Below are 25,541 nucleotides of genomic sequence, written 5' to 3'. Positions count from 1 at the left end.
CACTATGCAAAGGAGGAGGTCGTGCTGCCAGCCGAATACCAGGATTTTTACAATGCCATAAAGAAGACGATACCGGCCAAGAACCTGACCACCGACCCGCTTTTGACGGTCGCCTACGGAACCGATGCCAGCTTTTATCAGCTGACCCCGAAAATCGTCGTCACCGTCGCCGACGAGAGCGAGGTCAGGCTGGTCCTGCAGGAAGCCTCCAGGCGGAACCTGCCGGTCACCTTCCGGGCCGCCGGAACCAGCCTGTCCGGCCAGGCGATTACCGACAGCATCCTGGTCTGCCTGGGCAAGAACTGGCAGCGCTATCGCATCTTCGACAAAGCCCGTAAGATCCAGCTGCAACCCGGTATCATCGGCACCCATGCCAATCGTTACCTGGCTGAGTTCGGTAAAAAAATCGGCCCGGACCCGGCCTCCATCGACACCGCCAAAATCGGCGGCATTCTGGCCAATAACGCCAGTGGCATGTGCTGCGGGGTGGCCCAGAACAGTTATCAGACCCTGGCCAGCCTGCGCCTGCTGCTGGCCGACGGCACCATTCTCGATACCGCCGACGACAAGAGTAAAGCCGCCTTCCAGCGCAGCCACCCGGAGGTTCTGCAGGGACTGCTCGACCTGCGCGAACGGGTCATGGCCGACGAACAGCTCGCCGAGCGGATTCGCTACAAGTTCAAGATCAAAAACACCACCGGCTACAGCCTCAACGCCCTGGTCGATTTCAAAGACCCCTTCGAGATCCTCCAGCATCTGATCGTGGGCTCGGAAGGCACCCTCGCCTTCATCTCCGAAGTGATCTACCAAACCGTGGTCGAACATGCCCACAAAGCCAGTGCGCTGATGCTGTTTGCCGATGTCGCCACCGCCTGCAGCGCCATCCCGATCCTGCGTTCAGGGTTGCCGGTTGCGGCCGCCGAGCTGATGGACCGCGCCGCGCTGGCCTCGGTGGAACAGGAACCGGGCATGCCCACCTACCTGGCCGAACTCCCCCCGGGCACCACCGCCCTGCTGGTCGAAACCCGGGCCACCTCGGCGGCCAAACTCAAGACCCAGATCAAGGAGATCACCACCGCCCTGCGCGCTATCCCCACGGTCAGGCCCATCGCCTTCACCGACATTCCGGCCGAATTCGAAACCTACTGGAAGATCCGCAAGGGGCTGTTCCCGGCGGTCGGAGCGGTGCGGGAAACCGGCACCACCGTGATTATCGAAGACGTCGCCTTTCCTCATGAGCACCTGGCTGCCGCCGCCCTCGATCTGCAGCAGTTGTTCCAGAAATACCACTACAATGAGGCGATCATTTTCGGTCACGCCCTGGAAGGGAACCTGCATTTCGTCTTCACCCAGGACTTTTCCATCCAGGCCGAAGTGATCCGCTACCGCGATTTCATGACCGATGTGGTCGCCCTGGTGGTCGATAAATACGACGGTTCCCTCAAGGCGGAACACGGCACCGGCCGCAACATGGCCCCCTTTGTGGAAAAGGAATGGGGCACCGCCGCCTATGGGTTGATGAAGGAGATCAAGAACCTGCTCGACCCGGCCGGGCTGCTCAATCCAGGCGTCATCCTCAATGCGGATGCCGAAGCCCATCTGAAAAACCTCAAACCTTTGCCGGCCACTCACGAACTGGTCGACAAATGTATCGAATGCGGTTTCTGTGAACCGGTCTGCCCGTCGAAGAATCTGACCTTCACCCCGCGCCAGCGTATCGTCGCCCGCCGCGAGCTGACCCGCCAGGCCCTCAAACCGGTGCCGCAAAGCCAACTGAACAAACTCACCAAGGCTTATCAGTACCCGGGGCAGGACACCTGCGCCGCCGACGGCATGTGCAGTACCCGCTGCCCGGTCGGCATCGATACGGGCAAAATGATCAAAGCCCTGCGCGAAGAGGCCCACGGCGATCTTGCCAACCGCGTGGCCGACTGGGTCGGCGACCACTTCAAAACCACGGCCGCAGCCATCAACAAAACCCTGACCGGGGTCGACAAAATCCACCAGCTGGTCGGCACGGAGTTCATGGAGAAAGCCGCCCAGAACGCGCGCACCCTGACCTTCAACAAACTGCCACTGTGGAACCGGGAGATGCCGAAAGGGGCTCCCCGGATCAGGCGCGAAGTGGTCAAAGCCGACCATCCCCTGCAGGTCGTGTACTTCCCGGCCTGTCCGAGCCGGAGCATGGGCGGCCCCGCCCGGGAGGAACCGGAGCGCATGGCGCTGCCGCAGAAAACCGCCTCCCTGCTCAAAAAGGCCGGCTATCAGATCATCTACCCCGCCAACCTTGACAACCTCTGCTGCGGCCAGGCTTTTGAAAGCAAAGGCTTCCACCGCCAGGCCGATCAAAAAAGCGCAGAACTCAACCGGGCTCTGCTGGCCGCGACCCGTAACGGTGAACTCCCGGTGCTCTGCGACACCAGCCCCTGCTTAATCCGCATGCGCGACACCCTGGCCAAGGAACTCAAACTTTACGAACCCATCGAATTCGTCCTGCAGTTCCTCATGGATAAACTCGAGTTCACCCCGCAGCCGGAAAAGGTCGCCCTGCATATCACCTGCAGCGCCCGCAAAATGGGACTGGACAAGCAGCTGGTCGAACTCGCCAAGGCCTGTGCCGAGGAAGTGGTCGTTCCAGACGACATCTACTGCTGCGGCTTTGCCGGCGATCGCGGTTTTAATTACCCGGAGCTGAACGAATCGGCCCTGGAGGGGTTGCGAGATCACGTCTGCGACTGCGAAGCCGGGTACTCCACCAGTAAAACCTGCGAAATCGGCCTCTCCTTGCACAGCGAGATTCCCTACCGCTCGATCCTCTATCTGGTCGACGCCGCCAGCCGGCCCAAACCGACAGCCCCGGCAGACGAGTAAAAAAGCCAAAGCCCCTGCTGCAAGCACAGCAGGGGCTTTGGCCGGTTACGGCCCCGGATTGACAACTCCTGCCGGTAGAACAGTTCACCCCCGCCAGCCCTGAAACCAAGATGGCAGACCGACATCGAGCATGGTTTTCAGCCCCGCCGGGGCCCGTCGGACCAAGGGCACCGTGTTGGCGATCATGGCGCAGGTCGCGATATCACCATGAAAACCGCCGACCACCTCGGAATAGAGGGGCGGCTCACCGCTGATGGAGACAAAATCCCGCGGTCGCGGATGACCCAGGTAAGCCTGTAGTTCCAGGGTGATCACTGGCTGATCCCCCAGATAGCCGGTGGCCGTCTGCAGCACTCCGGCCGCAGCCCCTTTCTTGACCTGCAGAAACGGGCTGGCCAGATCGGTCTCTGCCACTGCCGGTTTGACCTCTTCGGTCACCCGCTCCAGTTGCCAACCTAATGCATGGGCGATCATCCCCACCGACTCCCGGAAACCCACATGACGGATTCGTTTGTTCTCAACCTGTTGGGCAAAGGTGTCCAGGCTCAGCCCGGCCCCGATCTTCTGCTGAAACGGCAACCTGCGCAAGGCCGCATCCTGATGTCGACCGATATGGATGGCGTCGACCCGCCGGCAGGCGCTGCTTAGCAACAGCGGCAGCGCATCCATGGCAAAGCCGGGATTGACCCCGCTGCCGAGCACGGTCACCCCGGCCGCCCTGGCCGCGGCATCGATGCGGGCGGCCCGCTGCGGATCAGCGGCCCAGGGGAAAGAGAGCTCTTCACAGGAGGAAATGACATTTTTGCCATATTGCAGGCAAAGCATGATCTGTTCTTCCAGGGCGGCGAAGGAGGACAGGGTGGCCAGCACCACCACGTCGGCCGCGGTCGAGGCGAGCACCTCTTCGGCCCGGTCCGACACCTTCACCCCCAGGGGATCAGAGCATCCGAGCAGGACCCCGACATCCTGGCCGACCTTGACCGCATCGATATCGATGGCCGCTTCCAGTTCAACGTTGCTGCGTTCGAGCAGATAGCCGACGGTTTGCAGGCCGATGGGCCCTAATCCGAATTGGATAAATTGCAGTGTTTCTGCCATTTTTCACTCCTCTTTTTTCTGGAATTAGCGATTCGATGCATGATAATACCAATCAGACAGGAGTATTAGAGGCTGTTTTGCAGACGAACTGTTCACAGGAATGAACAATGAAAGAAACGCAAGGGGTGTTGGAGTTCGTTCGTGTCATTGAAACGGGCAGCTTCTCGGCTGCGGCGCACGCCCTGGAAATGTCCAAGGCCTATGTCAGCCAACGGGTCAGCCAGCTCGAAGACCGGCTCGGTGTACGACTGCTGCAGCGCACGACTCGCAAACTCTCCCTGACCGAAGCCGGGCAGATCTATTACCGCTACGCCCGCGAAGTGGCCGCGCAGCTGCAGGAAGCCGAAGACCGGGTCCGCGACTTTCGCGAAACACCCAAAGGGCACCTTCGGGTGACGCTGGTGGATGGCGGCCTCGGGGAATGGTATCTAGCCCCGGCGCTGGCGCGCTTTGCCGCCCAGAATCAGGAGGTCAGCCTCGAACTTGACATGTCCAGTCGATTGGTTGATATCGTTGCAGAAGGGTTCGATTTTGCCATCCGGGTGGGGCCGCTCCCCGATTCCAGTCTGCTGGCCCGTAAACTGACGACCTTTCGCTACGGGCTTTATGCCAGCCCGTACTACCTCAAGCAACATGGCATCATCACCCGGCCGGAACAGCTGGCCGGGCACAATTGCCTGAGCGGAGCCGCCCAACGCTGGCAATTGAGCCGGGGGGCGGAAACGTTTACCTGCAAACCTCAGGGCAGTTGGCACAGCAAAAGCGGGCAGGCCCTGATTTATGCCGCTGAAGTCGGCCTCGGGATTGTCCGCACCGCCAGTTTTTATGCCGAACGGGCTTTGGTAAAGGGACGGATCATTGAAATACTGCCGGACTGGAGTCAGGCTCTGACCCCGGTCTGGATCGTTTACCCGAGCGGCCGCAACCAGCCCCGGCGCGTGACCGCGGCGATCAATTTTCTCCTCGACGAATTCAGAGGCGGGCCCCCCTGGGAAGGGTCGAGGGGCAACGAGCAGGAAACCGGCAGTTAATTTTTCCCGATTTGGCAATCAGCAAGGGGTTGAAAACAACAGCATTCCAAAGCCATGGATGGGCGAGCTTGAAATCGGCCAAGGCATGACTTTTTCAACAGCCCGATAGAGGGAGTACAGATGGCGCGTTCCCATACCAGCGGCCTGAGTAAATCATTGATCCTCAAAGGCCTGCAATGCCGCAAGGCCCTCTGGCTGACCAGGAATCCGCCCGCCTTCGAGCTGCCGCCACAGCCAGCCCGGGACGCTTTGTTCAGCGCCGGCACCGAGGTCGGCATCCTTGCCCGCCAGCTCTACCCGGGCGGGCGCGAAGTGCCCTTCGAAGGGCTCTCCATCCCGGCCCAGCTGGCCCGAACCAAAGAGCTGCTGGCCAGCGATGTCGAGGTCATTTATGAAGCGGCCTTCTCCTTTTCAGCCATCTTTATCAAGGTCGACATCCTGGTCCGTGACGGCGACTCCTGGCAGCTTCACGAAGTCAAAATGAGCAGTGCCGTCAAATCCGTTCATCTTGACGATGTCGCGGTTCAGCATTACGTCCTGAACGGTTGCGGGATCAAGGTCTCTAAAGCGGTTCTGATTCATCTCGACAGGTCCTACTGCCGCGGCGAAGAGCTGGAGATTCAACGGCTTTTTCACAGTGAAGAGATCACGACCAAGGTCAAGGCCCGGCAGCAGAGCCTGCCCGAAATCGTGATCGAATGCCGGCAGACCCTGGGCGAATATCGGGAGCCGGCCATTCCCATCGGGCCGCACTGCACCGATCCTTATCAATGCGAGTTCATCCCCTACTGTTGGCGGCAGGTCCCAACCCCGTCAGTCTTTGATCTGCCCGGCGACGCAGCGGACAAATTCGCTTTTTACCGACGCGGCCTGAGCAGCTTTGCAGAGCTGCCCCTGGCGGAGCTCGAACCCCGCCAACGCCAGCAGGTGGAAGCATTTCTCAACCGCACCCGGAACATCGATCAACAGCGGCTAAAAGAGTTTCTGGCCAGGATTCGCTATCCACTCTGTTGCCTCGATCTGACCGGGGTCAGCACGGCGCTGCCGTTATTTGCCGGCACCCGCCCTTATCAGCCGCTGCCGTTCCTGTTCGCCGTTCACCGGCAATCCTCCCCGGACGACCCGCCGGAACAGGTCAGCTTCCTTGCCGAACCCGGCCGCGATCCCCGTTCTCAGCTCGCCAGGGAACTGTTGGCCGCTATTCCCGCCAGCGCCTGCGTTTTAACTTGCAACCCGACGGTAGACCGCAACCTGTTGAGCGACCTGGCAACCCGGTATCCCGAGCTGGCCCCAGCCATTGAGCAACGTCTGGCCAACCTGCAGGACCTGCTGACCCCGTTTCGCAACCGCTGGATTGACGACTGGCGCATGAACAGCGTCGAAACCCTCAGCGATGTGCTCCCGGCGCTGGGGATAGACCTGCCCGCTCCGGTCACGGCCTTAACCGATGAAGGGGCGGCGCAACGCGCCTATCTGGCCTGCCAGGCAAGCACCGATCCCGCTCAGCAAGAGCAGCTGCAGCGGGAATTGCTAAGCTATGCTGAACAGAACGGCCTGACCATGGTCAGAGTCCTGCAGGAACTGCGCAACCTGGCAAGACACTGACCGGCGACCTTTTCCCGCCGCCGGTCAGAGCTTGATCGCTGTTTGTGCGGCCCCGGGATCAGGGCTCAGACTTCATACACCAGAACCCTGATCAGGCCGATGGTCGAGCCATTTTCATGGGTGGCGCTGTCGCTGACGGAGAGAACCTTTTTCACCCCGTTTTCGACGATAAATTCATTGACCCGCTGATCGAGATCATCCAGTTCCTTGCGCACATGAAACGGCTCCAGCGGCTCTCCAAAGGTTTTGACTTTAATCATCGTTTGCTCCTGCAGCGGATAAGCGGCCATTTAGGCAGATTGCGAAAGTTGGCCGGAAGGTTTTCCCTAAGTATAAAACCTTTTGCTGCACTTGGGAGGTGGTGGGAATTTTTCCGGAAGGGTGATGAAAGGAGAGGCAAGCCGGGGGTTTACACAGGGTGGCAAGGCCGGGAAAAATATCTTTTCCCCGACCATGCCTGAGAATGTCCCGAAACGGACTTTTCAACCGGCTGCTAACCGCAGCATTTCTTGTATTTTTTGCCGCTGCCGCAGGGGCAGGGATCATTGCGGCCAATCTTGGTCACTTTGATGGGCTGCCCTTTGACCAACTCCCCGTCGGTAAAAAACCACTGCCCGTCCTGGCGCTTGAAGTGACCGCGCTCATGATAGTTGCGGGTGCTGTCGTTGAGGCGATAGCGGGCGATGAACTCGACCTCCCCTTCCTCATCGTCCGCCCCGCCGGCCTCGGTGGCAACGACCTCCAGGCCCAGCCAGTCGGATTTTTCCGCCCAGTCCCTGGTGCCGTTATGATTGAATCCCTGGCGATGATCGGGGTGGATGCTGCTGTACAGGAAATCCACGGCAACCTGGTCATGGGCCGTATAGCGGGCCCGCATCAACTGTTCAGCGGTCTCCGCCGCTTTTGCTCCACTGATTATCGGTTCACAGCAATCCGCGAATTCCTGACCACTTCCGCAGGGGCAATGACTCATCGTTGTTCTCCTTCATCTAATTGATCTGGCCGGCCCCGAGCATGATCGGGTCGGAACATTTTATCCTGGTGTCATCGGCCGGCAGATGATTTCATCGGTCCGGCCCCAAAAGAATGGTATAGTGTCGAGTCGTTAAAATTTTGTCAATATTCTTCAGTTTATCGATAAAGGATTGCCGTGAAGGTTGCCATCATCGGCGGTGGCGCGGCGGGCTTTTTCGCCGCACTCAACGTCAAAGAAAATCACCCGGCCGCCCAGGTCGTCATCTTTGAGAAATCGTCCCATCCGTTAGCCAAAGTCAAGGTTTCCGGCGGTGGACGCTGCAATGTCACCAATGCCTGCCGGACCCTCAAAGAACTTTGTGCCGCCTACCCCCGTGGCGCGAACAGCTTGAAAAAAGCCTTTCGGGAATTCGACAACCATGCCTTGATGCGCTGGTTCGAAGCCCGCAACCTGGCCCTGGTCACCCAGGAGGACAACTGCGTCTTTCCCCGCTCGCAAAACTCACAGACCATCATCGACTGCTTTCTGGAAGAGGCAGCCCGCCTGCAGATCCGGATCGAAACGGCATGTCCCGTCACAGGGATCAGACCACTGGGGGATGAACTGCAGCTGAGCTTCAGCGACGCCAGGAGAAAACCCGCCACCTTTGCCAAAGTGATTGTCGCTACCGGCGGCGCACCACGCCGTAACGACCTGGCTTGGTTGGAGCAGGTCGGGCACAGGATTATCCCGCCGGTTCCGTCGCTGTTCTCTTTCAGCATGCCCCGGGAAAAGATTACCACGCTGATGGGCGTGGTAGTTGACCCGGTCCAGGTCGCTTTGCAGGGAACCGGATTCAAAGCGGCCGGCCCGTTGCTGATCACCCACTGGGGAATGAGCGGCCCCGCCATCCTCAAACTTTCCGCTTTTGGCGCCCGCTGGCTGAGCGAACAGAACTATCATGGCCGCCTACAGGTCAACTGGGCCGCGCAGCGCAATCAGGAGCGGGTTGCGGAACAGCTCAGCGCCGGGCTTGCCGAACAGCCGAAAAAGCTGCTGAGCAATGTCAATCCCTGCTCCCTGCCGGATCGGCTCTGGCGCTATCTACTGGACAAAGCGGCGATCAGCAGCTCCAAAAAATGTGCCGAGCTGGGCAAGACAGATCAAAATCGGCTGCTCAATCTGCTCACCAACGACTGCTATGAGATCGCCGGTCGAACCTCCTTCAAGGAGGAGTTCGTCACCTGCGGCGGGGTTAGCCTGAACGATATCGATATTGCCAGCATGCAGAGCAAGGTCTGCAAAAACCTCTACTTTGCCGGCGAAGTCCTCGATATCGACGGCATCACCGGCGGTTTCAACTTCCAGGCCGCCTGGACCACGGCCTTTATTGCGGCCAGGCTGCGCTGATCGGTTATTGACTATTTTTAGTCCTTCACCATGGACAAATCATGGCCGATCACCCCATACTAGGTTTTTTATAATTTTCACCAACAAGGAGATTCATCATGGCAAAAGCAAGCGCCCGGCACATTCTGGTGCCCAGCGAAGCAGATTGCAACACGCTCAAAAAAATGATCGAAGGTGGCGAGGATTTCGCCGAAGTGGCCAAGGTTCATTCCAAGTGCCCGTCCGGAAAACAGGGCGGCGCCCTGGGCGAATTCGGCCCCGGCCAGATGGTCAGGGAATTCGACGAAGTGGTTTTTTCCGGTGAAGTCGGCAAAGTGCTCGGCCCGGTCAAAACCCAGTTCGGCTATCATCTGATCGAAATCACCAGCCGCACCGACTGATTATTCGTGTCCGACCGGCAGTCGCCCATGCTCAGTGGCGACTGCCTCCTCCCCCCTGCGGCCTGCCTGCCGAAATGCTAGAATAGTTGCCATCCGGAAACTCCGCAGGGCAACGGCTAAGTTTTCAGATTGGAAACGAGCAATTTTTCGTTATACCAAGGAAATCAAGGGGTTGTGCGGAGGCGTAGTCCTTTACGCCGCACAAGAAAACCCGCAGATTGACACCACTACAGCGGAAAAGGGCCGTTTCCGGATGAAAACTAGAATATTTTAGTTGGAGTTTCCTCTCAGCCCGTTTCGACCGGAGTCGCCGCCATGTTCGAATGGTTACTGTCCCCTACCGCCTGGATAGCGCTGGCCACCCTGACCGCGCTGGAGATTGTCCTGGGCATCGACAATATCATCTTCATCTCGATCCTGGTCGGCCGGCTACCGGCTGCTGAGCGCGCTTTTGCCCGTCGTGCCGGCCTGGGCCTGGCAATGTTGACCCGGCTGGCCTTGCTGTTTTCCATCTCCCTGGTCATGCGCCTGACCGAGCCATGGTTCAGCCTGTTCCATTTTACCATCTCCGGCCGCGACCTGATTCTGATCTGCGGCGGGCTGTTTCTGCTTGCCAAAGCAACCCACGAAATTCACGCGACCATGGAAGGGGCCGGGCAGAATGATGCCGCCCCGAACTTCAAGGCCACGGTGGTACGCACCCTGATCCAGATCGCCCTGCTCGATATCGTTTTTTCCCTCGACTCGGTGATTACGGCCATCGGCCTGGCCGACCACATCTCGCTGATGGCCATCGCCATCGTGATCGCGGTGGGCGTGATGCTGTTTGCCGCCGCTGCCATCGGTGAATTTGTCGACAGTCACCCGACCATCAAGATCCTGGCCTTGTCTTTCCTGATTATGGTCGGGGTCACGCTGTTCGTGGAAGGTTTCGATGTTCATGTCCCCAAAGGCTACATCTATTTTGCCATGGCCTTCTCCGTCGGCGTGGAAATGCTCAATATCCGCATCCGCCGCAAGTTGGACCAAAAACGCACGGGTTAAACAAGGCTGACACAGATCCGGTTGCGGACTGTGCTTGCCTGAAGGTTTGTTTGGGGGCAGAATAGAGTCATCATCTGTTTAACAGGAGGGTACTATGTTCAAAAGGTTTCGGGTCGGCGTGGCCCTCGGAGGGGGCGCGGCAAGAGCCTTTTCGCACATCGGGGTTCTCGAAGGACTCAACAGGCACGGCATCCCCATCGATATTGTCACCGGCACCAGCATGGGGGCCATTATCGGCGCCATGTACGCCTATCAGCCCGACGTGGAGACCATCAAAGCCCGTTTCGAAGCGTACGTGAACAGTGCCGAGTTCGCCGAATCGGGGTTTAGGTTTTTCAAAGAACTCGACGCCCATAACCAGGGGATTCTGGCTGAAATCGGGCGGCTGGCCCGGCGCGGGGTCTTCAACGCCCTGTCCATCACCAAAACCGCCCTGGTCAGCGACAAAACGGCCGCCAGAAGCTACTCATTTCTGGTCGAGGATATAAACATCGAACAGACCCGGCTCCCCTTCGCCGCCGTTGCCCTCGATCTGATCCAGGGGCAAACGGTGATTCTTGACCGGGGTCCGTTGCGTCCGGCGATTGCCGCGTCTTGCGCCATGCCCGGAGTCCTCAACCCGGTTGAGCACGACGGCAAGCTGCTCATCGACGGCGGCTGGGCCGAAACCGTGCCGATCCGGGCCGCCCGCGAGCTCGGGGCGGACTTCGTCATTGCCGTGGATGTCGGCGACAACCTGCGCAACTTCGACCCACCCCGCAACGCCATCGATGTCATCGCCCGAGCCGATTACCTGGCCCGAACCGTGCTCAATCACGAACAGATCAAAACAGCCGATTTTCTGCTCTCCCCGAAAAACGGCATCAAGCACTGGGCGGATTTCACCACCTGGAAACAGGCCATCGCCTGCGGTGAGGATGAGGTCAACGCTGAGATCGACCCCTTGCAGAAGATGCTGCGTAGGGCTCGCTGGAAAAAACGGCTGTTCCCCTGGCGAAGATCCTGATCGGCCGCCTGGCAAATGTTGCTTGCCGTAAGCAGCGCTCCCGGCTACACTCCCGCCTGCAACGCCCGCACAGGGGAACAAGGCTTTGCTCTTTGTCCCGCCGACACCCCTATGAGGCTTTGCGACAGCTCTTTTTGAAACGCTGCACAGCCACCATCAATTGTGGAGAACATGATATGGACATCGACCTCAACCGGCTCTACTGGCTTATCACCCATCGCCCGGACCGGATCAAAAAAGCCGTGGAAGGAACCGGCTATCTGGCCAAAACCGTGCTCGGCGTCGGCACTTTCCTGCTCGACAACGAAGGTGACGTCAGCCTGCTTACCGCAAAGCAGACGGTGACCTTCGAAAAATTCATCCTTCCCCTGCTGGAAGAAAAACACCGCAGCTGATCAGGATGACGACAAACCTTTTTCCGGGTCTTTAAAAAAACCGGCTGCGGAACATAAAGAAGACCGCTCCGAGCATGCACAACCCGGCCCACAGGTAATCGAGTTTGATCGGTTCTTTCAGGTACACCACCGAAAACGGCACGAACACGGCCAGGGTGATCACCTCCTGGAGAATCTTCAGCTGGCCGACATTCAGGACCGTGTAGCCGATCCGGTTGGCCGGAACCTGCAGCAGGTATTCCAGCAGGGCAATCCCCCAGCTGGCCAGGGCGGCCAACAGCCAGGGCTTGTTGTTCAGTTCCTTGAGGTGGGCATACCAGGCAAAGGTCATGAACAGATTGCTGCACATCAGCAGCATGACAGAGGTCAAAACGGTGCGCATAGAGTAACGGACTTTCAACCCAAGGGGTCAGGAAAAATCAGGAGCTGGCGAGTGCTGGCTTATTTTTGGCAGCATGCAACAACAGCTGGCTGAAGGCATGGTTGGCGGACATGGCGGAAGACTCGCGCATGGTGTGGTAAGCCGAGGTCGGAATCTGTAAAGTGGTGCCCTGGACAAAACCGTGGGAGGCCGCGATGATCCGGCCCAGTTCGGTGCTGCCAAGGGACATGACCTGCTGACCGCTGGCTGCGGCCTGGAGGTTCTGCGCCTCGATATAGGCATCCTTGTAGGAATAAGTAATCCCCAGGCTGCGGCAATACTGGGCCAGCTGTTCTGTCGTATCCGGATCGAACTGGGCGTTGGCGTCTTTTTTGCGCAGCACCACCTGCTGCTGATCGGCGCTGTAGCGATCCGGGTAAGGGCTGGTGTCAACCACGATCAAGCGGTTGGTGGCACCGTTGAAGCGCCGGAACCATTCCAGCAGAAAACGCCAGCTGCTCCCCGATTCTTCCTGGGCGGTGAAAAACGTCGTGCCGTTAAAACCAAGACTGTACAGATGCACCAGGTGCGCGGCGGTCAGCACGTTATCGAGCTGGGCGGAGAGGATATCCTGCTGCAGGGTCAGGCGATCGCTGAACGCGACCGGGGTCCCGGCCACCAGATGCTCCAGCCCGGCCACTTCAAAAATCAGGTTGTTCCGATATTCACAGATATGGGCATTGGTGATGGTCCCAGCGCCACGGTAGGCCCCGGACCAGGGTTCGTAGGCCACCACCGGAACACCTTGAAAGCGATCCACGATTTTCAGCATCAGTTTTTCAGAGACGGAGTTACCAAGCAGATCAGAGCGGCGGCCGGCGACAAAGGCTGCATACTGAAACTCATTCGGCCCGGTGCAGATCAAGCCGTGGCGATCGATATGCGCTGAGAACATGGCCGAATCGGGCTCGCTCCCCTGAGCCACCAGCACCCCTTCATACCAGGATACCCGGGCGCCCCGTTCCTCCAGTTCGCGCTGCAGGACCCGAAAAAAAGAGTGCTCGGCACCGACCACGCTCGGCTGGCGAATCAATGCTTTCAACAGATCAACAAATTGTTCACCCAAAGCCATGCAGCCTTGCCTCCAGCGGCGTTGCACGCCGCACTGACGAACCTCAGCCAACGGTCCTGTCCCGCTGGCTGCAGTTCATTCATGCAGATATTATAATTAGCAGTAAAGGTCAAGCTGGATTTTACTAGTGTCCTGTGCGGTTAGTTATTTGTATAAATTCTGAGTCATTTTTACTGCTGCCAAGCCGAGAAGGCAGAACGTAGACAGCAGTAAAAAGGGCCAGAATTAGACTATAGAACTAACCGCTCAGGGCACTAGGAGAATATCGGGACATCAGGGAATGACGCTCGTTTAAGAGTCGCTGGCAGCAAAACCGGGACGGTCCCCGCCCGGGGGGCTGCCCCAGGTCTTTGCGGTGCTAACCGCGACAGTTTCATGGCTCGCAAACTCTTGGGACAGCCCCCGATGACCCTGGGGACAGTCCCGAGTTTACTGCAAAGTTGCTTAAACGAGCGCCATTCGGAACAGCAGGCGAAAAGAATCCCCACGGCAAAACCACAGCAGAGAAAAGAACAAACCTCTTGAATATTTTTCAGTGGTTTAGTAAGGTTTAGCCTTGCTTCAATATTTTCCCGCAATCGGCTCGATGCTAAAAGGTTTTGCAGATGAAAAAAACAGCAACGGAAATCATCAACAGCGGCTACAACGGCGACAGTCACTCCCTGGCCCGCTATCATTCCATCAATCCGCCGCTCTACCAGGCCTCCACGGTATTGTTCGAAAACTACGCCGAATTGCGTGCCGCCGGACAGGGTCAGTATGAGGGGTTCACTTACGGCACCGACGGCAGTCCGACCTCACAGGCCTTTGAGCAGGCCATGACCGAGCTCGAAGGCGGCTTTCTCACCAAAGCCTTTCCCTCCGGACTGCTCGCCATCACCAGCGTCCTGCAGGCCTTCCTGAACAGCGGCGATCATCTGCTGGTCTGCAACAGCGTGTACGGCCCGGTGCGCCGTTTTGCGGCCACCCTGCTGCACCGGTTCGGAGTCACCACCAGTTATTTTCCAGCCAATGCCGGAGCGGACATCGAAGCCTACATCACCCCGCAAACCCGGCTGATCCTGTTGGAATCGCCCGGCTCAAACACCTTTGAAATTCAGGATGTCCCGGCCATCACCGCGGTGGCCCGCCGCCGGGGGATTATCACCGCCATCGACAATACCTGGGCGACCCCGCTGTTTTTCCAGCCCTTTCAGCACGGGGTCGATATCTCCATTCACTCGGTCACCAAATACATCTCCGGGCACAGCGATGTCCTGCTCGGCACCGCCACGGTCACGGAACCGTGCGCCGGACAATTCCGGAAACTGTGCCGTGCCCTGGAAATCGTCGCCCCCCAGGACGCCTGTTACCTGGCCCTGCGCGGGCTGAAAACCCTGCCGGTCAGACTGCAGCAGCACGAAAGGGCCGCCCGCGACATCGCCAGTTGGCTGCAGGGGCAACGCGGAGTCGAAACGGTGCTCCACCCCGCCCTGCCCGACCATCCCGAGCATGCGCTCTGGCAGCGTGACTTTACCGGCTCATCGGGAATATTCTCTTTTGTTTTGGAAGCGGGATACGACGAGCAGGCAGTTGCCCGCTTTGTTGACAGGCTGCAGTTGTTCGGCATCGGCTACAGCTGGGGCGGGTTCAAAAGCCTGGTGACCGCCGGTCGGTTCGGCCAATCGGAGCTGTCCCGCTATCACGGCCGCTGGATGATCCGCCTCAATATCGGCCTGGAGGAAATTGCTGACCTGAAAGAAGATATCACCCAGGCGTTGGCCGCGCTGTAACAAGCGGAGAACGGCAACGCCACGCTGACAGGCGAACAACCAAGAGAAAAATCAGGCTCGCAGCACCTGCACAAGAGCCTGTCCCAGCTGTTCCAGAGAGTAGGGTTTGCTTAAAAAGCCGTTGGCCCCCAGGCTGAGAGCCTGATTGATCTCCTCATTGTCGGAAAAACCGCTGACAATGATCGTCTTTTGTGCCGGATGGATTTTCAGCAGCGCCTGGTAGGTGGCCAGCCCGCTGATCCCCGGCGCCATGAGCATGTCCAGCAGCACCAGGTCGACGCTGTTGCGTTGCAGGTACTGCAGAGCCTCCTCACCGGAAGCCGCAGTGACCACGCCGTAGTTCAGTTCCAGAAGCATTCTTTCGGCGATATCGCGGATCTGCGGCTCGTCATCGACAATCAGGACAACCTCCTGGTTGCCGTCCAGGCTCGTCATGGAAATATCCCTTGCCGTGGTCTTCAGGTTGGCCGAAGTCAATGGAAAATAAATGGTAAAAGAGGTTTCTTCCGGGCGACTGTCGACAATGACCGAGCCTTGATGGTCCTTGACCGTGTTATAGACCACGGACAGGCCGAGGCCGGTGCCGCTGCGGCCCAGTTTTTTGGTCGAATAGAACGGCTCGAAGATGTGTTTGAGGTCTTTTTCGCGGATCGGTTCGCCGTTGTTACTGATACAGACAAAGGCATACTCCCCGGCGCTCAGATAATTCTTCCGGGCGGCGGCAAGGTCAAAGCGCCGCCAACCGCTGACAATGCGACAGATTCCTTCCGCCGGGCTGGCCTCAAAAGCGTTATTGATCAGGTTCATCAGACATTTGCGGATATGAATCGGTGAACAGACAATATGCAACGGCTGGTCCGCCAATTCGACCACGGCCTGAACCGTCGGATGATAAGTTTGCAGTTTGCCGAACTCCGGCGAATCCAGATAATCACGGGCCAGGGCGTTGAGTTCTGCGGTTTCTTTCTGACAGGCCACGCCGCGAGCCACGGTCAGCAGGTCGGCAACCACTGCTGCGGCACGCTGTCCGGACTGCTGGATGGCGGTAATCGGGGCGCGCAGCTCGCTGTCCTCGGGCAGCCGCAGCAGCAGCAGTTCGGGGTAACTGATGATGCCGGACAGAATGTTGTTCAGGTCGTGGGCAACTCCGCCGGCCAACAGTCCGATTGATTCCGTTTTCTCAGCCTTTTGCAGGCGGGCCTTAATCGCCTCCCGCTCGCGCTGCTCCATGATGCGGTTGGTGATGTCCTGCCCCAGGAAAAGGAATCCGGCCCCATTCCCCTTCGAGCTCCGAATTTGCGAGAGCTGGGCTTCAAGAATGTGCTCCTCCAGGGTAAACCGGAACCGGTAGACGCCACGTTCATTGGCAATCTCAAGGGCATTACGCAACAGCTCGCCGGCTTTTTCGTTAGCCAGGGCCGGCAGTTCTGGAAGCTGTCGATGGAGGGCTTCGGCACCCGAAATGGCACATAGCTGCTCTGCAGCCCGATTGAAATATTTGATACTACAGTCCTTGTCCAGGGCAATGATCGCCGTATCCGTGGTCGATTGCAGGACGGAATTCAGATAAGAGGATTTTTCTTCGGCGATCGCCTGCTGGGCCTCTGCTTTTCCGAACAACAGTTGCACTCCCCAGAAAGCCCCGGTCAGTAACAGCAGCACCACGGCCGACAGCACGACAGCCGTCCGGTTCGCTTCCACCAGCAGCCGATCGACGGGCACATGAACCGACATCAGGGCCCGGATCTCGCCCAGTTGTTCATTGAACCCGGCAGTACTGCCGTAGGCAACAACCAGTTCCAGGGGCGCGTCAGCAGGGTCGCCATGACAGCGCAGGCAGGATTCCCGATTGCGGTCGATGGGGACGGCGTAATAGAGAGTCTTCTCCGGCCCACGATCAACAATAGCTTTATATTCACTCCGTAAACCCTGATTGAATTCATCCAGCAACTTTAATTCAAAAGCGCTGGCAAGATTCAGCGGGTTACGCGGGTTACGGGAGGCAAACTTGAAATAGACCTGACCCAGACCGGCCTTATGACGATTCTGATTCTGCAGGTTGTTGATATGGCGAGTGATATAGGTTGCAGAAAGCAACTTGGGCGAGAAATATTCCCGATACAGCCGTTGTTCGTTTTTCAGCCGGTAAATTTCCTGCTTCTGGACATCTTCAACAAAGTTGCGCGTCGCACTGTAATTGAGCAGAAATCCGGACAGGTTTTTTTCCGCTTCACCGATAGCCATCCTCCGGCAAGAGTAAAAAATACTCGCGGAAATGGCCATAAAGGCGACCACAAAAAGTGCCAACGTCACCCAGAACCTGAGTCGATAAGGCTTATCGACCATCATTTCCTGCCCCCTGAAGTCACTCTATCGAAAAATCCATAGTGCATGTCCACTCATCACCGCCGCCTGAAACCAGGAATAACACTCAGCTAGGCTAACCGAAACTGGGAAGAGTTCTTAATATTTTTTAAGATTATATCATTCCAAGAATATCCTCAAGAAAAATCCATAAAAAAGGTGGATTTCCCTCTCTTGCTGCAGAGGGGAAACCACTACTAAAAACCTGTTATTTAAAAAACAGGAAGGAGCGGGAAAATCGGAATAAAAAAAAGAATTCAGCTGGTCACAGCTCCAGTCGCTGCCGAGGAAACCAGACGGGCATATTTGGCCAGCACGCCACGCCTGTAGCGTGGGGCGGGTGCTTGCCAGGCGGCGCGCCGGGCAGCCAGGTCTGGGTCGTCGACCAGCAGATTGACTTCGTCATGTTCCAGATTGATCTCGATGGGATCGTCCTCTCGGACCAGGGCCAGGGTCCCGCCAATCTGGGCTTCCGGGGCCATATGACCGATCATGATGCCATGAGTGCCGCCGGAAAACCGGCCGTCGGTAAGCAGAGCAACGCTGTCGCCAAGGCCGGCACCCATCAGGGCCGCTGAAGGCGACAGCATTTCCCGCATCCCCGGACCGCCCTGAGGGCCTTCATAACGAATGACAATGATATCGCCCGGTTTGATTCGCCCTTGCAAAATCGCCTGCAGGGCCTCTTCTTCACGTTCAAAGACCCGAGCCGGGCCGCGCATAGTGGTCAGGTCTTTGCCGCTCTGCTTGAGGACACAGCCGTCAGCAGCCAGATTGCCATAGAGAATGCGGATGTGCCGGCCGACTCCGGCATAGGGGCTGGACATGGGATAAACCACATCCTGCCCGCCGGGCAGCGGCGCAACATCCTGCAAGTTTTCACCTAAGGTCCGGCCGGTCACGGTCAGGCAATCAGCATGCAGCAGACCGGCCTCCAGGAGCATTTTCAGTACCGGCTGGACGCCGCCCAGAGCATGCAGATCGTTCATCAGGTAGCGCCCGAAGGGTTTGAAATTTCCCAGCAAAGGGACGGCGGCGGTGAGGCTTTTGATATCACGGAGGGTCAGTTCGATACCGGCTTCGCGGGCCAGGGCGAGCAGATGGAGTACGGCGTTGGTCGAACCGCCCAGCGCCCAGACCAGGGTCAGGGCGTTTTCGAAGGCCTGGCGGGTCATGATCTGACGGGCACTCACTCCCCTTTCGAGCAAACCGAACAGGGCCCGAACGCTGCGCCTGACATCCCCCCGTTTGTCAGCAGAGAGGCGATTAGCGCGATCCACCGCCATGTTGGCCGCCGAACCGGGGACGCTCATCCCCATGGCCTCAATGGCCGCGGCCATGGTATTGGCGGTGTACATCCCGCCGCAGGAGCCCGGTCCCGGACAGGCGTGGCATTCGATCTGGCGGAGTTCCTCGGCGTCGATCTTGCCGGCGGCATGGGCGCCGATCCCCTCAAAGGAGCTGACGATATTGAGCTCCTTGCCGGCGTGGCGGCCGGGCAGAATGCTCCCGCCGTACAGAGTCAGACCGATCAGATCGTTGCGGGCGATGGGCATCAACGCAGCCGGAATGGTCTTGTCGCAGCCGGACAGGGTGACCACCGCGTCCACCTGGTAACCTTCGGTCATCAGCTCAATGGAATCGGCAATCACCTCGCGGCTGACCAGCGAATATTTCATCGCTTCCGTGCCCATGGAGATCCCGTCGGACACCACCGGGGTGCCGAAAATGATGGCTTTACCGCCGGCCGCTTCGATCTCCTGCTGCACCAGATCGCCCAGTTCGCGGATATGGTCATTGCAGGGCGTGCCGTTGGTGTGGGGTACGGCCACCGCCACCAGAGGCTTGGAAAAATCCTCATCCCGGAAACCGACGGCCCGTAACATGGTCCGGGCCGCGGTCCGTTCATACCAGTCAGCCTGACCCGGCCGCCCGGTGATCTGTTGACTGCGTCTCTTCATACACTGCCCCCTGCAGGTTGTCAAAACGCCCATCCGTGGGCGCCGCCGGCAGGTTTGCCCCTGTCGGCTATTTCTCCATGGCGGTCACCCCGGTGCGGGCGATTTCGACCACATGCTCCTGACCGACTTCCTCCAGGAAGGCATCGATCCGCCGGGTCGAGCCGGCCACCTGGAGGATATGGATATCTTCGCTTTTCTGTTCCAGGACCTCGAAATTATAGCGACCGTGAAAGGATTCCAGGTGGGACGCTTCGATTTCAAGTTTGACAATGGCGACCTCCCGCCAGTAGCTGTGATCGGTATCAAGCTCTCGGGCCGAGATAACCTCGGTGAATTTTTCCAGCTGTTTGATGACCTGGATGACCTTGGCTTCGTCATTCTCTTCCAGCGTGATGGTCATGCGGCTGACGCCGGGAATCCTCGAGCGGCAGACGGTCAGGGTGTCCACGTTGTACATCTTCTTGCGGATCAGCATGGAAATCTTGTTCAGAACGCCGGGATGATCCAGAGTAAAAGCCAGAATGGTACGCCTTTTCATGCCACCTCCCCTTGCTTATCAGCAGCTTGACCGGCAGCAGCCTTACTCGGATGCTCAACGATCATATCCTCGAATCCCCCGCCGGAGGGAATCATCGGCAATACGACCTCGCTCGGGTCGCAGACAAATTCCAGAATGATGGCGCCTTGATGGTGAGCAGCCTCTTCAAGGGCCGGCACAACATCCGCCAGTTTTTCGATTTTCCGATAGGGAATCCCGTAAGCCTTGGCCAGATACCCGAAATCCGGGCTTTGCATCGGTGTGCCCGCATAGCAGCCGTCAAAAAAGAAAGTCTGCCACTGGCGAACCATGCCCAGATAACCGTTGTTGAGGATGATGATCTTGACGTCCAGCTGCTGCTCCATGATGGTGCCGAGTTCCTGGAGATTCATCTGGAAGCCGCCGTCCCCGCTGATCGACCAGACCCGTTCCAGCGGCCGGGCCAGTTTAACCCCAATAGCCATGGGCAGCGAACAGCCCATGGTCCCGGCACCGCCCGAAGCGAACCAGCTGTTGCGGGTCTGAAAGTTGTAATAGCGCGCCGAAATCATCTGGTGCTGGCCGACATCGGCGATCACCAGGTCTTTGCCGGCCGTGATTTCGGAGAGCCGGTGAACCACGGTCTTCATCAGCAGTTTGCCGTCGTCGCCAAGACCGTACTCAAGCTCCCGCCGGGTATCCTCAGCCATGACCGAACGGAAAGAGGCGATTTTCTCCAGCCAGCGACGGCGCGGTTTGTACGTCAGCATCGGATCGCCGAGCATGACATGGAGGGTGCGATAGACATCGGCATTGATCGCAATGGAGGTGCGCACGTTTTTATCGATTTCCGAAGGATCGATCTCGACATGGATGACATCCGCGTTCTGGGCATATTCATTGAGCTTGCCCGTGACCCGGTCGTCAAAACGCATCCCGAAGGAAATCAGCAGATCGGCTTCCATGATCGCCCGGTTGGCTTCCACGGTGCCATGCATGCCCATCATTCCAAGACTCAACGGATGGTCTGCAGCCATGGCCGAAAGACCGTGCAGGGTAAAAGCGACCGGGATATTGACCTTTTCAGCCACCTTTTGAAGCAGTTCCCCGGCATTGCTGTTGATCACCCCGTGGCCGCAGAACATGACCGGCCGCTCGCTCTTGTTGATCAGCTCGATAGCCCGTTTGACCGGTTCCCGTTCCGGGGTCGGAGTATAGAAGTAACCGGGCAGATCGGGCCTGAAACTGGCCGGATCAAAGCTGTAAGAATCCTCCACCGCTTCATTCTGAACATCCTTGGGCACATCAATGACCACCGGCCCGCCACGGCCGGTCGTGGCCACGTAGAACCCTTCATGAACCGTCTTTTCGATCTCCTCGGCAGTCAGGGGCATATAGGTTTGCTTGCAGATCGGCATCATCACGCCGACCACATCACTCTCCTGGAAAGCATCGGTGGCGATGACCCCGGTGGCCACCTGGCCGGTGATGGCGACCATGGCTACGGAATCCATCTGCGCATCGGCGATCCCGGTGACCAGATTCATCGCCCCCGGCCCCGACGTCGAGACACAGACCCCGACCTGCGGATCGGGCGTCGACAGGGACGCCCGGGTCAACCCCTGGGCCATGAACGCCGAGCCCTGTTCATGCCGTCCCATGATAAATTTGAATTGGCCAAGTCTTTCCATCTCGTCAAAAAACGGCATGATCGCGCCGCCGATATAGCCGAAGATATACTTGACGCCCTTGTCCTTGAGTGCCTTCAGCAACAATTGTTTACCGGTCATAACATCCTCTGCATCAAATTGAAAAAGGGCTGTGGAGCAACGCGAAGCCGAACCGCTCCGAATCAGCATATGAAAAGGGAGACAAATCATAACAAATTTGGTTATATTTTGTCTCCTTTATTTTCCACCCTTATAACATACCGTCATTCCAGAATAAAACAATTGACTAACAGCGTTTTGTTTTTATCAATCGGGCGGCTTTAGCTTAAAAAAACACTACCAGAACGCCGCAGGTTATATCCGAACAGCCAGGGCCCTAAAAGAAGCTCACCTGGTTATATTCGGAAACTGCTCGCTTCCAACCTGAAAACTGAACTTATGTTATTCAGAGTTTCCAGATGCAACCAGCCTGAATATCCGGAACAACTCAAGCACGATTTGAAGTCGCCAACGGACCTGATTATTTGTCATTTGCATCATTCATATCAACAAATCATCCCGTATCAAAAGCGGGGTATTAACTCCGCCGGTTCCAAGTTGGTTTTCAACCCGATGAGATTAAAAATGAAACTCTTTAATATATTTAAAGATAGTTTTAGTTAATGTGAAACTATTAAAAAGCATTGACAAAAACCCAAGGATTAACTATCTTTCATGATTATGAATTTATAAAACTGTGTTCGCATCAACGTTTTAAATATCAAAAGAAAGGATTCTTATGAGACTGAAGTCCATTCAAATGAAAATCGCGCTATTGGCAGGAGCGTGCCTCCTGCTAACGGCCGGATCATTGGTCACCTACAGTCTGATCTCTTCAGAACGCACCCAAAAATTCACGATCAACAATGTTTCAAGCCAACAGAAAAAAATGGCCCTTGAGGGGCTGATGACCCTTGCCGGGGAACAAGCCGGAAAAATTCAATCTGATTTTGAGCTCGCCCTTGATGCTGCCAGGACCATGGCCCATGTTTTTGAAGTTGCCAAAACGAAAGATCAATACGACATGACCACCCTGCAGCTCAGTCGAACAGGACTTAATGCGATATTACTCAGTGTCTTGAAAGGGAATCCCAAGTTCAACGGAACCTATTCCTGCTGGGAGCCTAATGCTCTCGACGATCTCGATGATAATTACAAAAATGGCCTTGACGGGAACAACCAAGAGACAGGTCGGTTCACTCCCTACTGGACCCGTGATGCCAGTGGCAAAATTGCGGTTCAACCCCTCGTCGAATATGACACCATGGACAAGCATCCCAACGGGGTTCTCAAGGGGGGCTGGTATATCGGCCCGCGTGACAACAAAGTAGAAAGCGTCCTGGGACCTCTCCCTTACATCGTCCAGGGAAAACAGGTCTGGCTCGCGACCATGTCGGTTCCAATTATTGTCAATGATACGTTCTATGGGGTCGCTGGCGCCGATTATAACCTGTCCTTTGTTCAGCAGCTCAGCGAAAACGTCGACAAAGATCTTCTTAATGGCCAGGCCACTATTATTATTCTGAGCGATATGGGGTTGGTCGTCGCCGACAGCGAAGCACCTGACCTGATAGGGAAAAGTATTGACAATGTCTTAAAAGAGGGGAAACAGGAGGCGCTTGCGACCATTCGTGACGGCAAAGCACACACCATCATTAACGATCAAACCGGCAATGTTAATGTTTTTTATCCTATCAAGCTTGGTTCCACGGGCAAGCCTTGGTCGGTTCTGGTCAAAGTCAAGAAGGATGTCATTCTCGCGGAAGCTCAAGCCCTTAATACAGCTCTGGAACAACGGGGGCACACCAATACGATGTGGCAAATCGGAGTCGGCCTGACTATCATTCTGGTTGCCTTAGCGATTCTCTGGTGGGCCGCCCGCAATATTGCCAGACCGGTCAGAGCCGCCGCAGAATTAGCCGATACCATCAAACTTGGAGACTTCAGCAAACGGCTCAATCTCAAATCTGCCGACGAGGTAGGTCGGCTATCCCAAGCCCTTGATGAAATGGCTGACGGGCTGCAAGCAACAGCCGAGGTCGCCGATGCCATTGCCCAAGGAGATCTTTCCAGAACAGTCAAAGTTGCATCCGAGCGTGATCAACTCGGTCACGCTCTGCAAACCATGCTGACCAATCTTCAGGAAATGGTCGGCAGTATTCAGGTTGCCGGTGAGCAAATTGCTTCAGGAGCTGGGGAGATAGCCGATGCCAGCCAGGCTCTTTCTCAGGGCGCTACTGAATCAGCCAGTTCCCTTGAGGAAGTCACCGCATCAATGAATCAGATGGCGGCGCAGGTCCGCATCAATGCTGAAAACGCGACAACCGCGACAAAGGTATCGACCGATTCGCAGCAAGCCGCTGAAAACGGGAATACCCGTATGGCAGAGATGGTTAAGGCCATGGATAAAATCAACCAGGCGAGCCAAAATATTAGTAAAATCATCAAGGTCATTGATGAGATCGCCTTCCAGACCAATCTCTTGGCATTGAATGCGGCGGTAGAGGCGGCCCGTGCCGGCCAACATGGGAAAGGTTTTGCGGTCGTGGCCGAGGAAGTCAGAAATCTCGCTGCCCGCAGTGCCAAAGCGGCAGAAGAAACCTCCGAATTGATTGAAGGCTCCGTTTCCCTTACCGATCAGGGCGTTAAAATGGCCGAACAAACGGCGTCAGCCCTGAATGAAATTATGAGCGGCACCAACAAAGTTGCGGAATTGTTGAAGGAGATTGCCAAGGCCTCCAACGAACAAGCTCAGGAGATCGGTCAAGTCACCAGTGGGCTGACCAATATCGATCAAGTCGCTCAACAAAATACGGCCAGTGCCGAGGAAAGCGCCGCCGCTGCCGAAGAGCTGTCCGGTCAGGCCGCCCAATTACAACAGATGCTCCAGCGCTTTACCCTTGATCAGGCCAAGAGCAGGAAAAAACAAGCTCCACCAATGGTCCCCCCTCAACTCAAAAACCAGCCCAAACCAACAATGAACCTAGGCTGGGGTGAACCTGTCGGAAAGAGTTCGCGTGTTAAAATAAATCTTGACGATGATGAATTCGGAAAATTCTGACCCGCAAGTTCAGGCAGGCCTTGCAGTTGAACATAAAAACGCTCCGGAGTTTCCGGAGCGTTTTTTTTTCAAAGGTCAAAGGTGAACCCTTTTCAGGTGTTGGTCTTTCAGAATCAAAGAGCTGACAAATTTCCTGCTCCAAATGATCAACCGAAGAGGGGTAAAAGACGGTGAACATCCTTCTTTTTTGCAATCCAACGGGATTAAGCTTATCTTCTTTTCCATGCTTGAAAACAAGACCGTTCAACGACCAATCTTGAGGGTTAAAAAAATGCAGTGGAAAGAATGTTTTGACCTGCAGCCGCCGCGCTATCGGCGAGATGGCGCCGGCAGTTTCGGGGTGCAAAGCCCGGAGCTGGTCTTCGCCGCGTTGGGATTAAAAACCGGCAATTGTTTTCTGGATGCCGGCTGCGGACCCGGAGAATATGCCCTGCTCGCGGCCGCATGGGTCGGTGCCAGCGGCCGGGTCATTGGGCTGGACCATGACGCCCGGATGATTGAACAACTGCGCCAGGCCAGCCAGGCCGCCGATTGTCCGAACATCGCCAGCCTGATTGCCGACCTGGGAGCGCCGCTGCCCCTGGCAGCCAGCTCAATCGATGCGGTGCTGATTTCCGGCGTATTGCACATGCCCGGGCTGGATGAGCACTGGGGAGTGCTGTTCCCGGAACTCTACCGGGCGCTGCGGCCAAACGGCCGACTGGGTATCATCGAAAGCCCCAAACCTGCGGCCACCCCCGACCTACCCCTGCATTTGCGCCTGACCCCGACCACCATTGCGGCGGAAATCAAACCATACGGATTTCAGCAGGTCGGCCTGACGAAACTGTCCTCCAGAGAGCTGGTTCTGTTTACCAAGGGCTGAACCC

The 25,541-nt window shown here is 57.1% G+C and carries 20 protein-coding genes; 11 read left to right on the top strand and 9 right to left on the bottom strand.

Features of this window, described 5'->3' with window-relative positions; translation table 11 throughout:
• The first annotated feature begins 21 nt into the window (after positions 1-21).
• Entirely contained in the window at positions 22-2,871 is a 2,850-nt protein-coding gene (locus tag N909_RS0117960) for an FAD-binding and (Fe-S)-binding domain-containing protein (RefSeq protein ID WP_029917518.1), read from the top strand.
• 84 nt (positions 2,872-2,955) lie between these two features.
• Here N909_RS0117960 and N909_RS0117955 read toward each other — a convergent pair whose 3' ends face one another.
• On the bottom strand, positions 2,956-3,969 hold the full coding sequence (locus tag N909_RS0117955) for an NAD(P)H-dependent amine dehydrogenase family protein (RefSeq protein WP_029917517.1): 1,014 nt from the start codon (positions 3,967-3,969) through the stop codon (positions 2,956-2,958).
• A gap of 107 nt (positions 3,970-4,076) precedes the next feature.
• Between N909_RS0117955 and N909_RS0117950 the strand changes: the two genes are divergently transcribed.
• Together N909_RS0117950 and N909_RS0117945 are read left to right on the top strand one after the other, a co-directional pair.
• On the top strand, positions 4,077-5,000 hold the full coding sequence (locus tag N909_RS0117950; RefSeq protein WP_051689939.1) for a LysR family transcriptional regulator: 924 nt from the start codon (positions 4,077-4,079) through the stop codon (positions 4,998-5,000).
• Between the two features lie 120 nt (positions 5,001-5,120).
• Positions 5,121-6,605 carry a DUF2779 domain-containing protein gene (locus N909_RS0117945; protein ID WP_029917515.1) on the top strand — a complete coding sequence of 495 codons (1,485 nt, stop codon included), beginning with the start codon at positions 5,121-5,123 and terminating at the stop codon, positions 6,603-6,605.
• Between the two features lie 65 nt (positions 6,606-6,670).
• Here N909_RS0117945 and N909_RS0117940 read toward each other — a convergent pair whose 3' ends face one another.
• Positions 6,671-6,865, bottom strand: a complete 195-nt coding sequence (locus tag N909_RS0117940; RefSeq protein ID WP_029917514.1) for a hypothetical protein — start codon at positions 6,863-6,865, stop codon at positions 6,671-6,673.
• Positions 6,866-7,098: 233 nt separating this feature from the next.
• Positions 7,099-7,578 carry a YchJ family protein gene (locus N909_RS0117935; protein ID WP_029917513.1) on the bottom strand — a complete coding sequence of 160 codons (480 nt, stop codon included), beginning with the start codon at positions 7,576-7,578 and terminating at the stop codon, positions 7,099-7,101.
• Between the two features lie 177 nt (positions 7,579-7,755).
• Here N909_RS0117935 and N909_RS0117930 point away from each other — a divergent pair, with 177 nt between their 5' ends.
• The 5 genes from N909_RS0117930 (at position 7,756) to N909_RS0117910 (ending at position 11,795) form a co-directional block, all read left to right on the top strand.
• Positions 7,756-8,970 (top strand): BaiN/RdsA family NAD(P)/FAD-dependent oxidoreductase, encoded by a 1,215-nt coding sequence (locus tag N909_RS0117930; protein WP_029917512.1) that lies wholly within the window; start codon positions 7,756-7,758, stop codon positions 8,968-8,970.
• A gap of 98 nt (positions 8,971-9,068) precedes the next feature.
• The gene (locus tag N909_RS0117925; RefSeq protein WP_029917511.1) at positions 9,069-9,350 is read left to right on the top strand and encodes a peptidylprolyl isomerase; all 282 of its coding nucleotides are present in this window, start codon (positions 9,069-9,071) and stop codon (positions 9,348-9,350) included.
• A 315-nt stretch (positions 9,351-9,665) separates the two neighbouring features.
• Positions 9,666-10,394 carry a TerC family protein gene (locus N909_RS0117920; RefSeq protein WP_029917510.1) on the top strand — a complete coding sequence of 243 codons (729 nt, stop codon included), beginning with the start codon at positions 9,666-9,668 and terminating at the stop codon, positions 10,392-10,394.
• Positions 10,395-10,488: 94 nt separating this feature from the next.
• Positions 10,489-11,400, top strand: coding sequence for a patatin-like phospholipase family protein (locus N909_RS0117915; RefSeq protein WP_029917509.1), 912 nt, complete (start codon positions 10,489-10,491; stop codon positions 11,398-11,400).
• Positions 11,401-11,576: 176 nt separating this feature from the next.
• Positions 11,577-11,795 (top strand): hypothetical protein, encoded by a 219-nt coding sequence (locus N909_RS0117910; RefSeq protein WP_029917508.1) that lies wholly within the window; start codon positions 11,577-11,579, stop codon positions 11,793-11,795.
• Between the two features lie 31 nt (positions 11,796-11,826).
• Here the strand turns inward: N909_RS0117910 and N909_RS0117905 are convergent, their stop codons facing one another.
• Together N909_RS0117905 and N909_RS0117900 are read right to left on the bottom strand one after the other, a co-directional pair.
• Positions 11,827-12,177, bottom strand: coding sequence for a DMT family protein (locus N909_RS0117905; RefSeq protein WP_029917507.1), 351 nt, complete (start codon positions 12,175-12,177; stop codon positions 11,827-11,829).
• Positions 12,178-12,214: 37 nt separating this feature from the next.
• Complete coding sequence (locus tag N909_RS0117900; protein WP_029917506.1) at positions 12,215-13,288, bottom strand: peptidase M42; 1,074 nt, start codon at positions 13,286-13,288, stop codon at positions 12,215-12,217.
• A 605-nt stretch (positions 13,289-13,893) separates the two neighbouring features.
• Between N909_RS0117900 and metC the strand changes: the two genes are divergently transcribed.
• On the top strand, positions 13,894-15,060 hold the full coding sequence (gene metC / locus N909_RS0117895; RefSeq protein ID WP_029917505.1) for a cystathionine beta-lyase: 1,167 nt from the start codon (positions 13,894-13,896) through the stop codon (positions 15,058-15,060).
• 51 nt (positions 15,061-15,111) lie between these two features.
• Here the strand turns inward: metC and N909_RS0117890 are convergent, their stop codons facing one another.
• From N909_RS0117890 to ilvB, 4 genes are all read right to left on the bottom strand, one after another.
• Entirely contained in the window at positions 15,112-17,409 is a 2,298-nt protein-coding gene (locus tag N909_RS0117890) for an ATP-binding response regulator (protein ID WP_029917504.1), read from the bottom strand.
• Positions 17,410-17,681: 272 nt separating this feature from the next.
• A complete protein-coding gene (gene ilvD, locus N909_RS0117885) occupies positions 17,682-19,385 on the bottom strand; it encodes a dihydroxy-acid dehydratase (RefSeq protein ID WP_029917503.1) in 1,704 nt (567 codons plus the stop codon).
• 67 nt (positions 19,386-19,452) lie between these two features.
• Positions 19,453-19,923, bottom strand: coding sequence for an acetolactate synthase small subunit (gene ilvN, locus N909_RS0117880; RefSeq protein WP_029917502.1), 471 nt, complete (start codon positions 19,921-19,923; stop codon positions 19,453-19,455).
• Positions 19,920-21,692: a biosynthetic-type acetolactate synthase large subunit gene (gene ilvB, locus N909_RS0117875; protein ID WP_029917501.1), complete on the bottom strand. Its 1,773-nt coding sequence runs from the start codon at positions 21,690-21,692 to the stop codon at positions 19,920-19,922. The genes ilvN and ilvB overlap by 4 nt, the downstream gene beginning before the upstream one ends.
• 658 nt (positions 21,693-22,350) lie before the next feature.
• On the opposite strand from ilvB, the gene N909_RS0117870 reads away from it, so the two are divergent.
• Both N909_RS0117870 and N909_RS0117865 read left to right on the top strand, forming a co-directional pair.
• Complete coding sequence (locus N909_RS0117870; protein WP_084167810.1) at positions 22,351-24,672, top strand: methyl-accepting chemotaxis protein; 2,322 nt, start codon at positions 22,351-22,353, stop codon at positions 24,670-24,672.
• Between the two features lie 271 nt (positions 24,673-24,943).
• Entirely contained in the window at positions 24,944-25,537 is a 594-nt protein-coding gene (locus N909_RS0117865) for a class I SAM-dependent methyltransferase (protein WP_063336453.1), read from the top strand.
• Positions 25,538-25,541: the final 4 nt, after the last annotated feature.

The sequence above is a fragment of the Pelobacter seleniigenes DSM 18267 genome (assembly GCF_000711225.1).
GTDB classification, from domain to species: domain Bacteria; phylum Desulfobacterota; class Desulfuromonadia; order Desulfuromonadales; family Geopsychrobacteraceae; genus Seleniibacterium; species Seleniibacterium seleniigenes.
The sequence above is the reverse complement of the archived record's forward strand: the minus strand, read 5'-3'. Positions and strand labels throughout refer to the sequence as shown.

Excerpts from the sequence above, each read along its gene's own strand:
- ilvB (WP_029917501.1), bottom strand. The coding sequence starts at position 21,692 with ATGACCGGTAAACAATTGTTGCTGAAGGCACTCAAGGACAAGGGCGTC.
- N909_RS0117890 (WP_029917504.1), bottom strand. The coding sequence starts at position 17,409 with ATGATGGTCGATAAGCCTTATCGACTCAGGTTCTGGGTGACGTTGGCA.
- N909_RS0117925 (WP_029917511.1), top strand. The coding sequence starts at position 9,069 with ATGGCAAAAGCAAGCGCCCGGCACATTCTGGTGCCCAGCGAAGCAGAT.
- N909_RS0117870 (WP_084167810.1), top strand. The coding sequence starts at position 22,351 with ATGAGACTGAAGTCCATTCAAATGAAAATCGCGCTATTGGCAGGAGCG.
- N909_RS0117865 (WP_063336453.1), top strand. The coding sequence starts at position 24,944 with ATGCAGTGGAAAGAATGTTTTGACCTGCAGCCGCCGCGCTATCGGCGA.
- N909_RS0117955 (WP_029917517.1), bottom strand. The coding sequence starts at position 3,969 with ATGGCAGAAACACTGCAATTTATCCAATTCGGATTAGGGCCCATCGGC.
- ilvD (WP_029917503.1), bottom strand. The coding sequence starts at position 19,385 with ATGAAGAGACGCAGTCAACAGATCACCGGGCGGCCGGGTCAGGCTGAC.
- N909_RS0117920 (WP_029917510.1), top strand. The coding sequence starts at position 9,666 with ATGTTCGAATGGTTACTGTCCCCTACCGCCTGGATAGCGCTGGCCACC.
- N909_RS0117915 (WP_029917509.1), top strand. The coding sequence starts at position 10,489 with ATGTTCAAAAGGTTTCGGGTCGGCGTGGCCCTCGGAGGGGGCGCGGCA.
- N909_RS0117940 (WP_029917514.1), bottom strand. The coding sequence starts at position 6,865 with ATGATTAAAGTCAAAACCTTTGGAGAGCCGCTGGAGCCGTTTCATGTG.
- N909_RS0117905 (WP_029917507.1), bottom strand. The coding sequence starts at position 12,177 with ATGCGCACCGTTTTGACCTCTGTCATGCTGCTGATGTGCAGCAATCTG.
- metC (WP_029917505.1), top strand. The coding sequence starts at position 13,894 with ATGAAAAAAACAGCAACGGAAATCATCAACAGCGGCTACAACGGCGAC.
- N909_RS0117900 (WP_029917506.1), bottom strand. The coding sequence starts at position 13,288 with ATGGCTTTGGGTGAACAATTTGTTGATCTGTTGAAAGCATTGATTCGC.
- ilvN (WP_029917502.1), bottom strand. The coding sequence starts at position 19,923 with ATGAAAAGGCGTACCATTCTGGCTTTTACTCTGGATCATCCCGGCGTT.
- N909_RS0117935 (WP_029917513.1), bottom strand. The coding sequence starts at position 7,578 with ATGAGTCATTGCCCCTGCGGAAGTGGTCAGGAATTCGCGGATTGCTGT.
- N909_RS0117945 (WP_029917515.1), top strand. The coding sequence starts at position 5,121 with ATGGCGCGTTCCCATACCAGCGGCCTGAGTAAATCATTGATCCTCAAA.
- N909_RS0117950 (WP_051689939.1), top strand. The coding sequence starts at position 4,077 with ATGAAAGAAACGCAAGGGGTGTTGGAGTTCGTTCGTGTCATTGAAACG.
- N909_RS0117910 (WP_029917508.1), top strand. The coding sequence starts at position 11,577 with ATGGACATCGACCTCAACCGGCTCTACTGGCTTATCACCCATCGCCCG.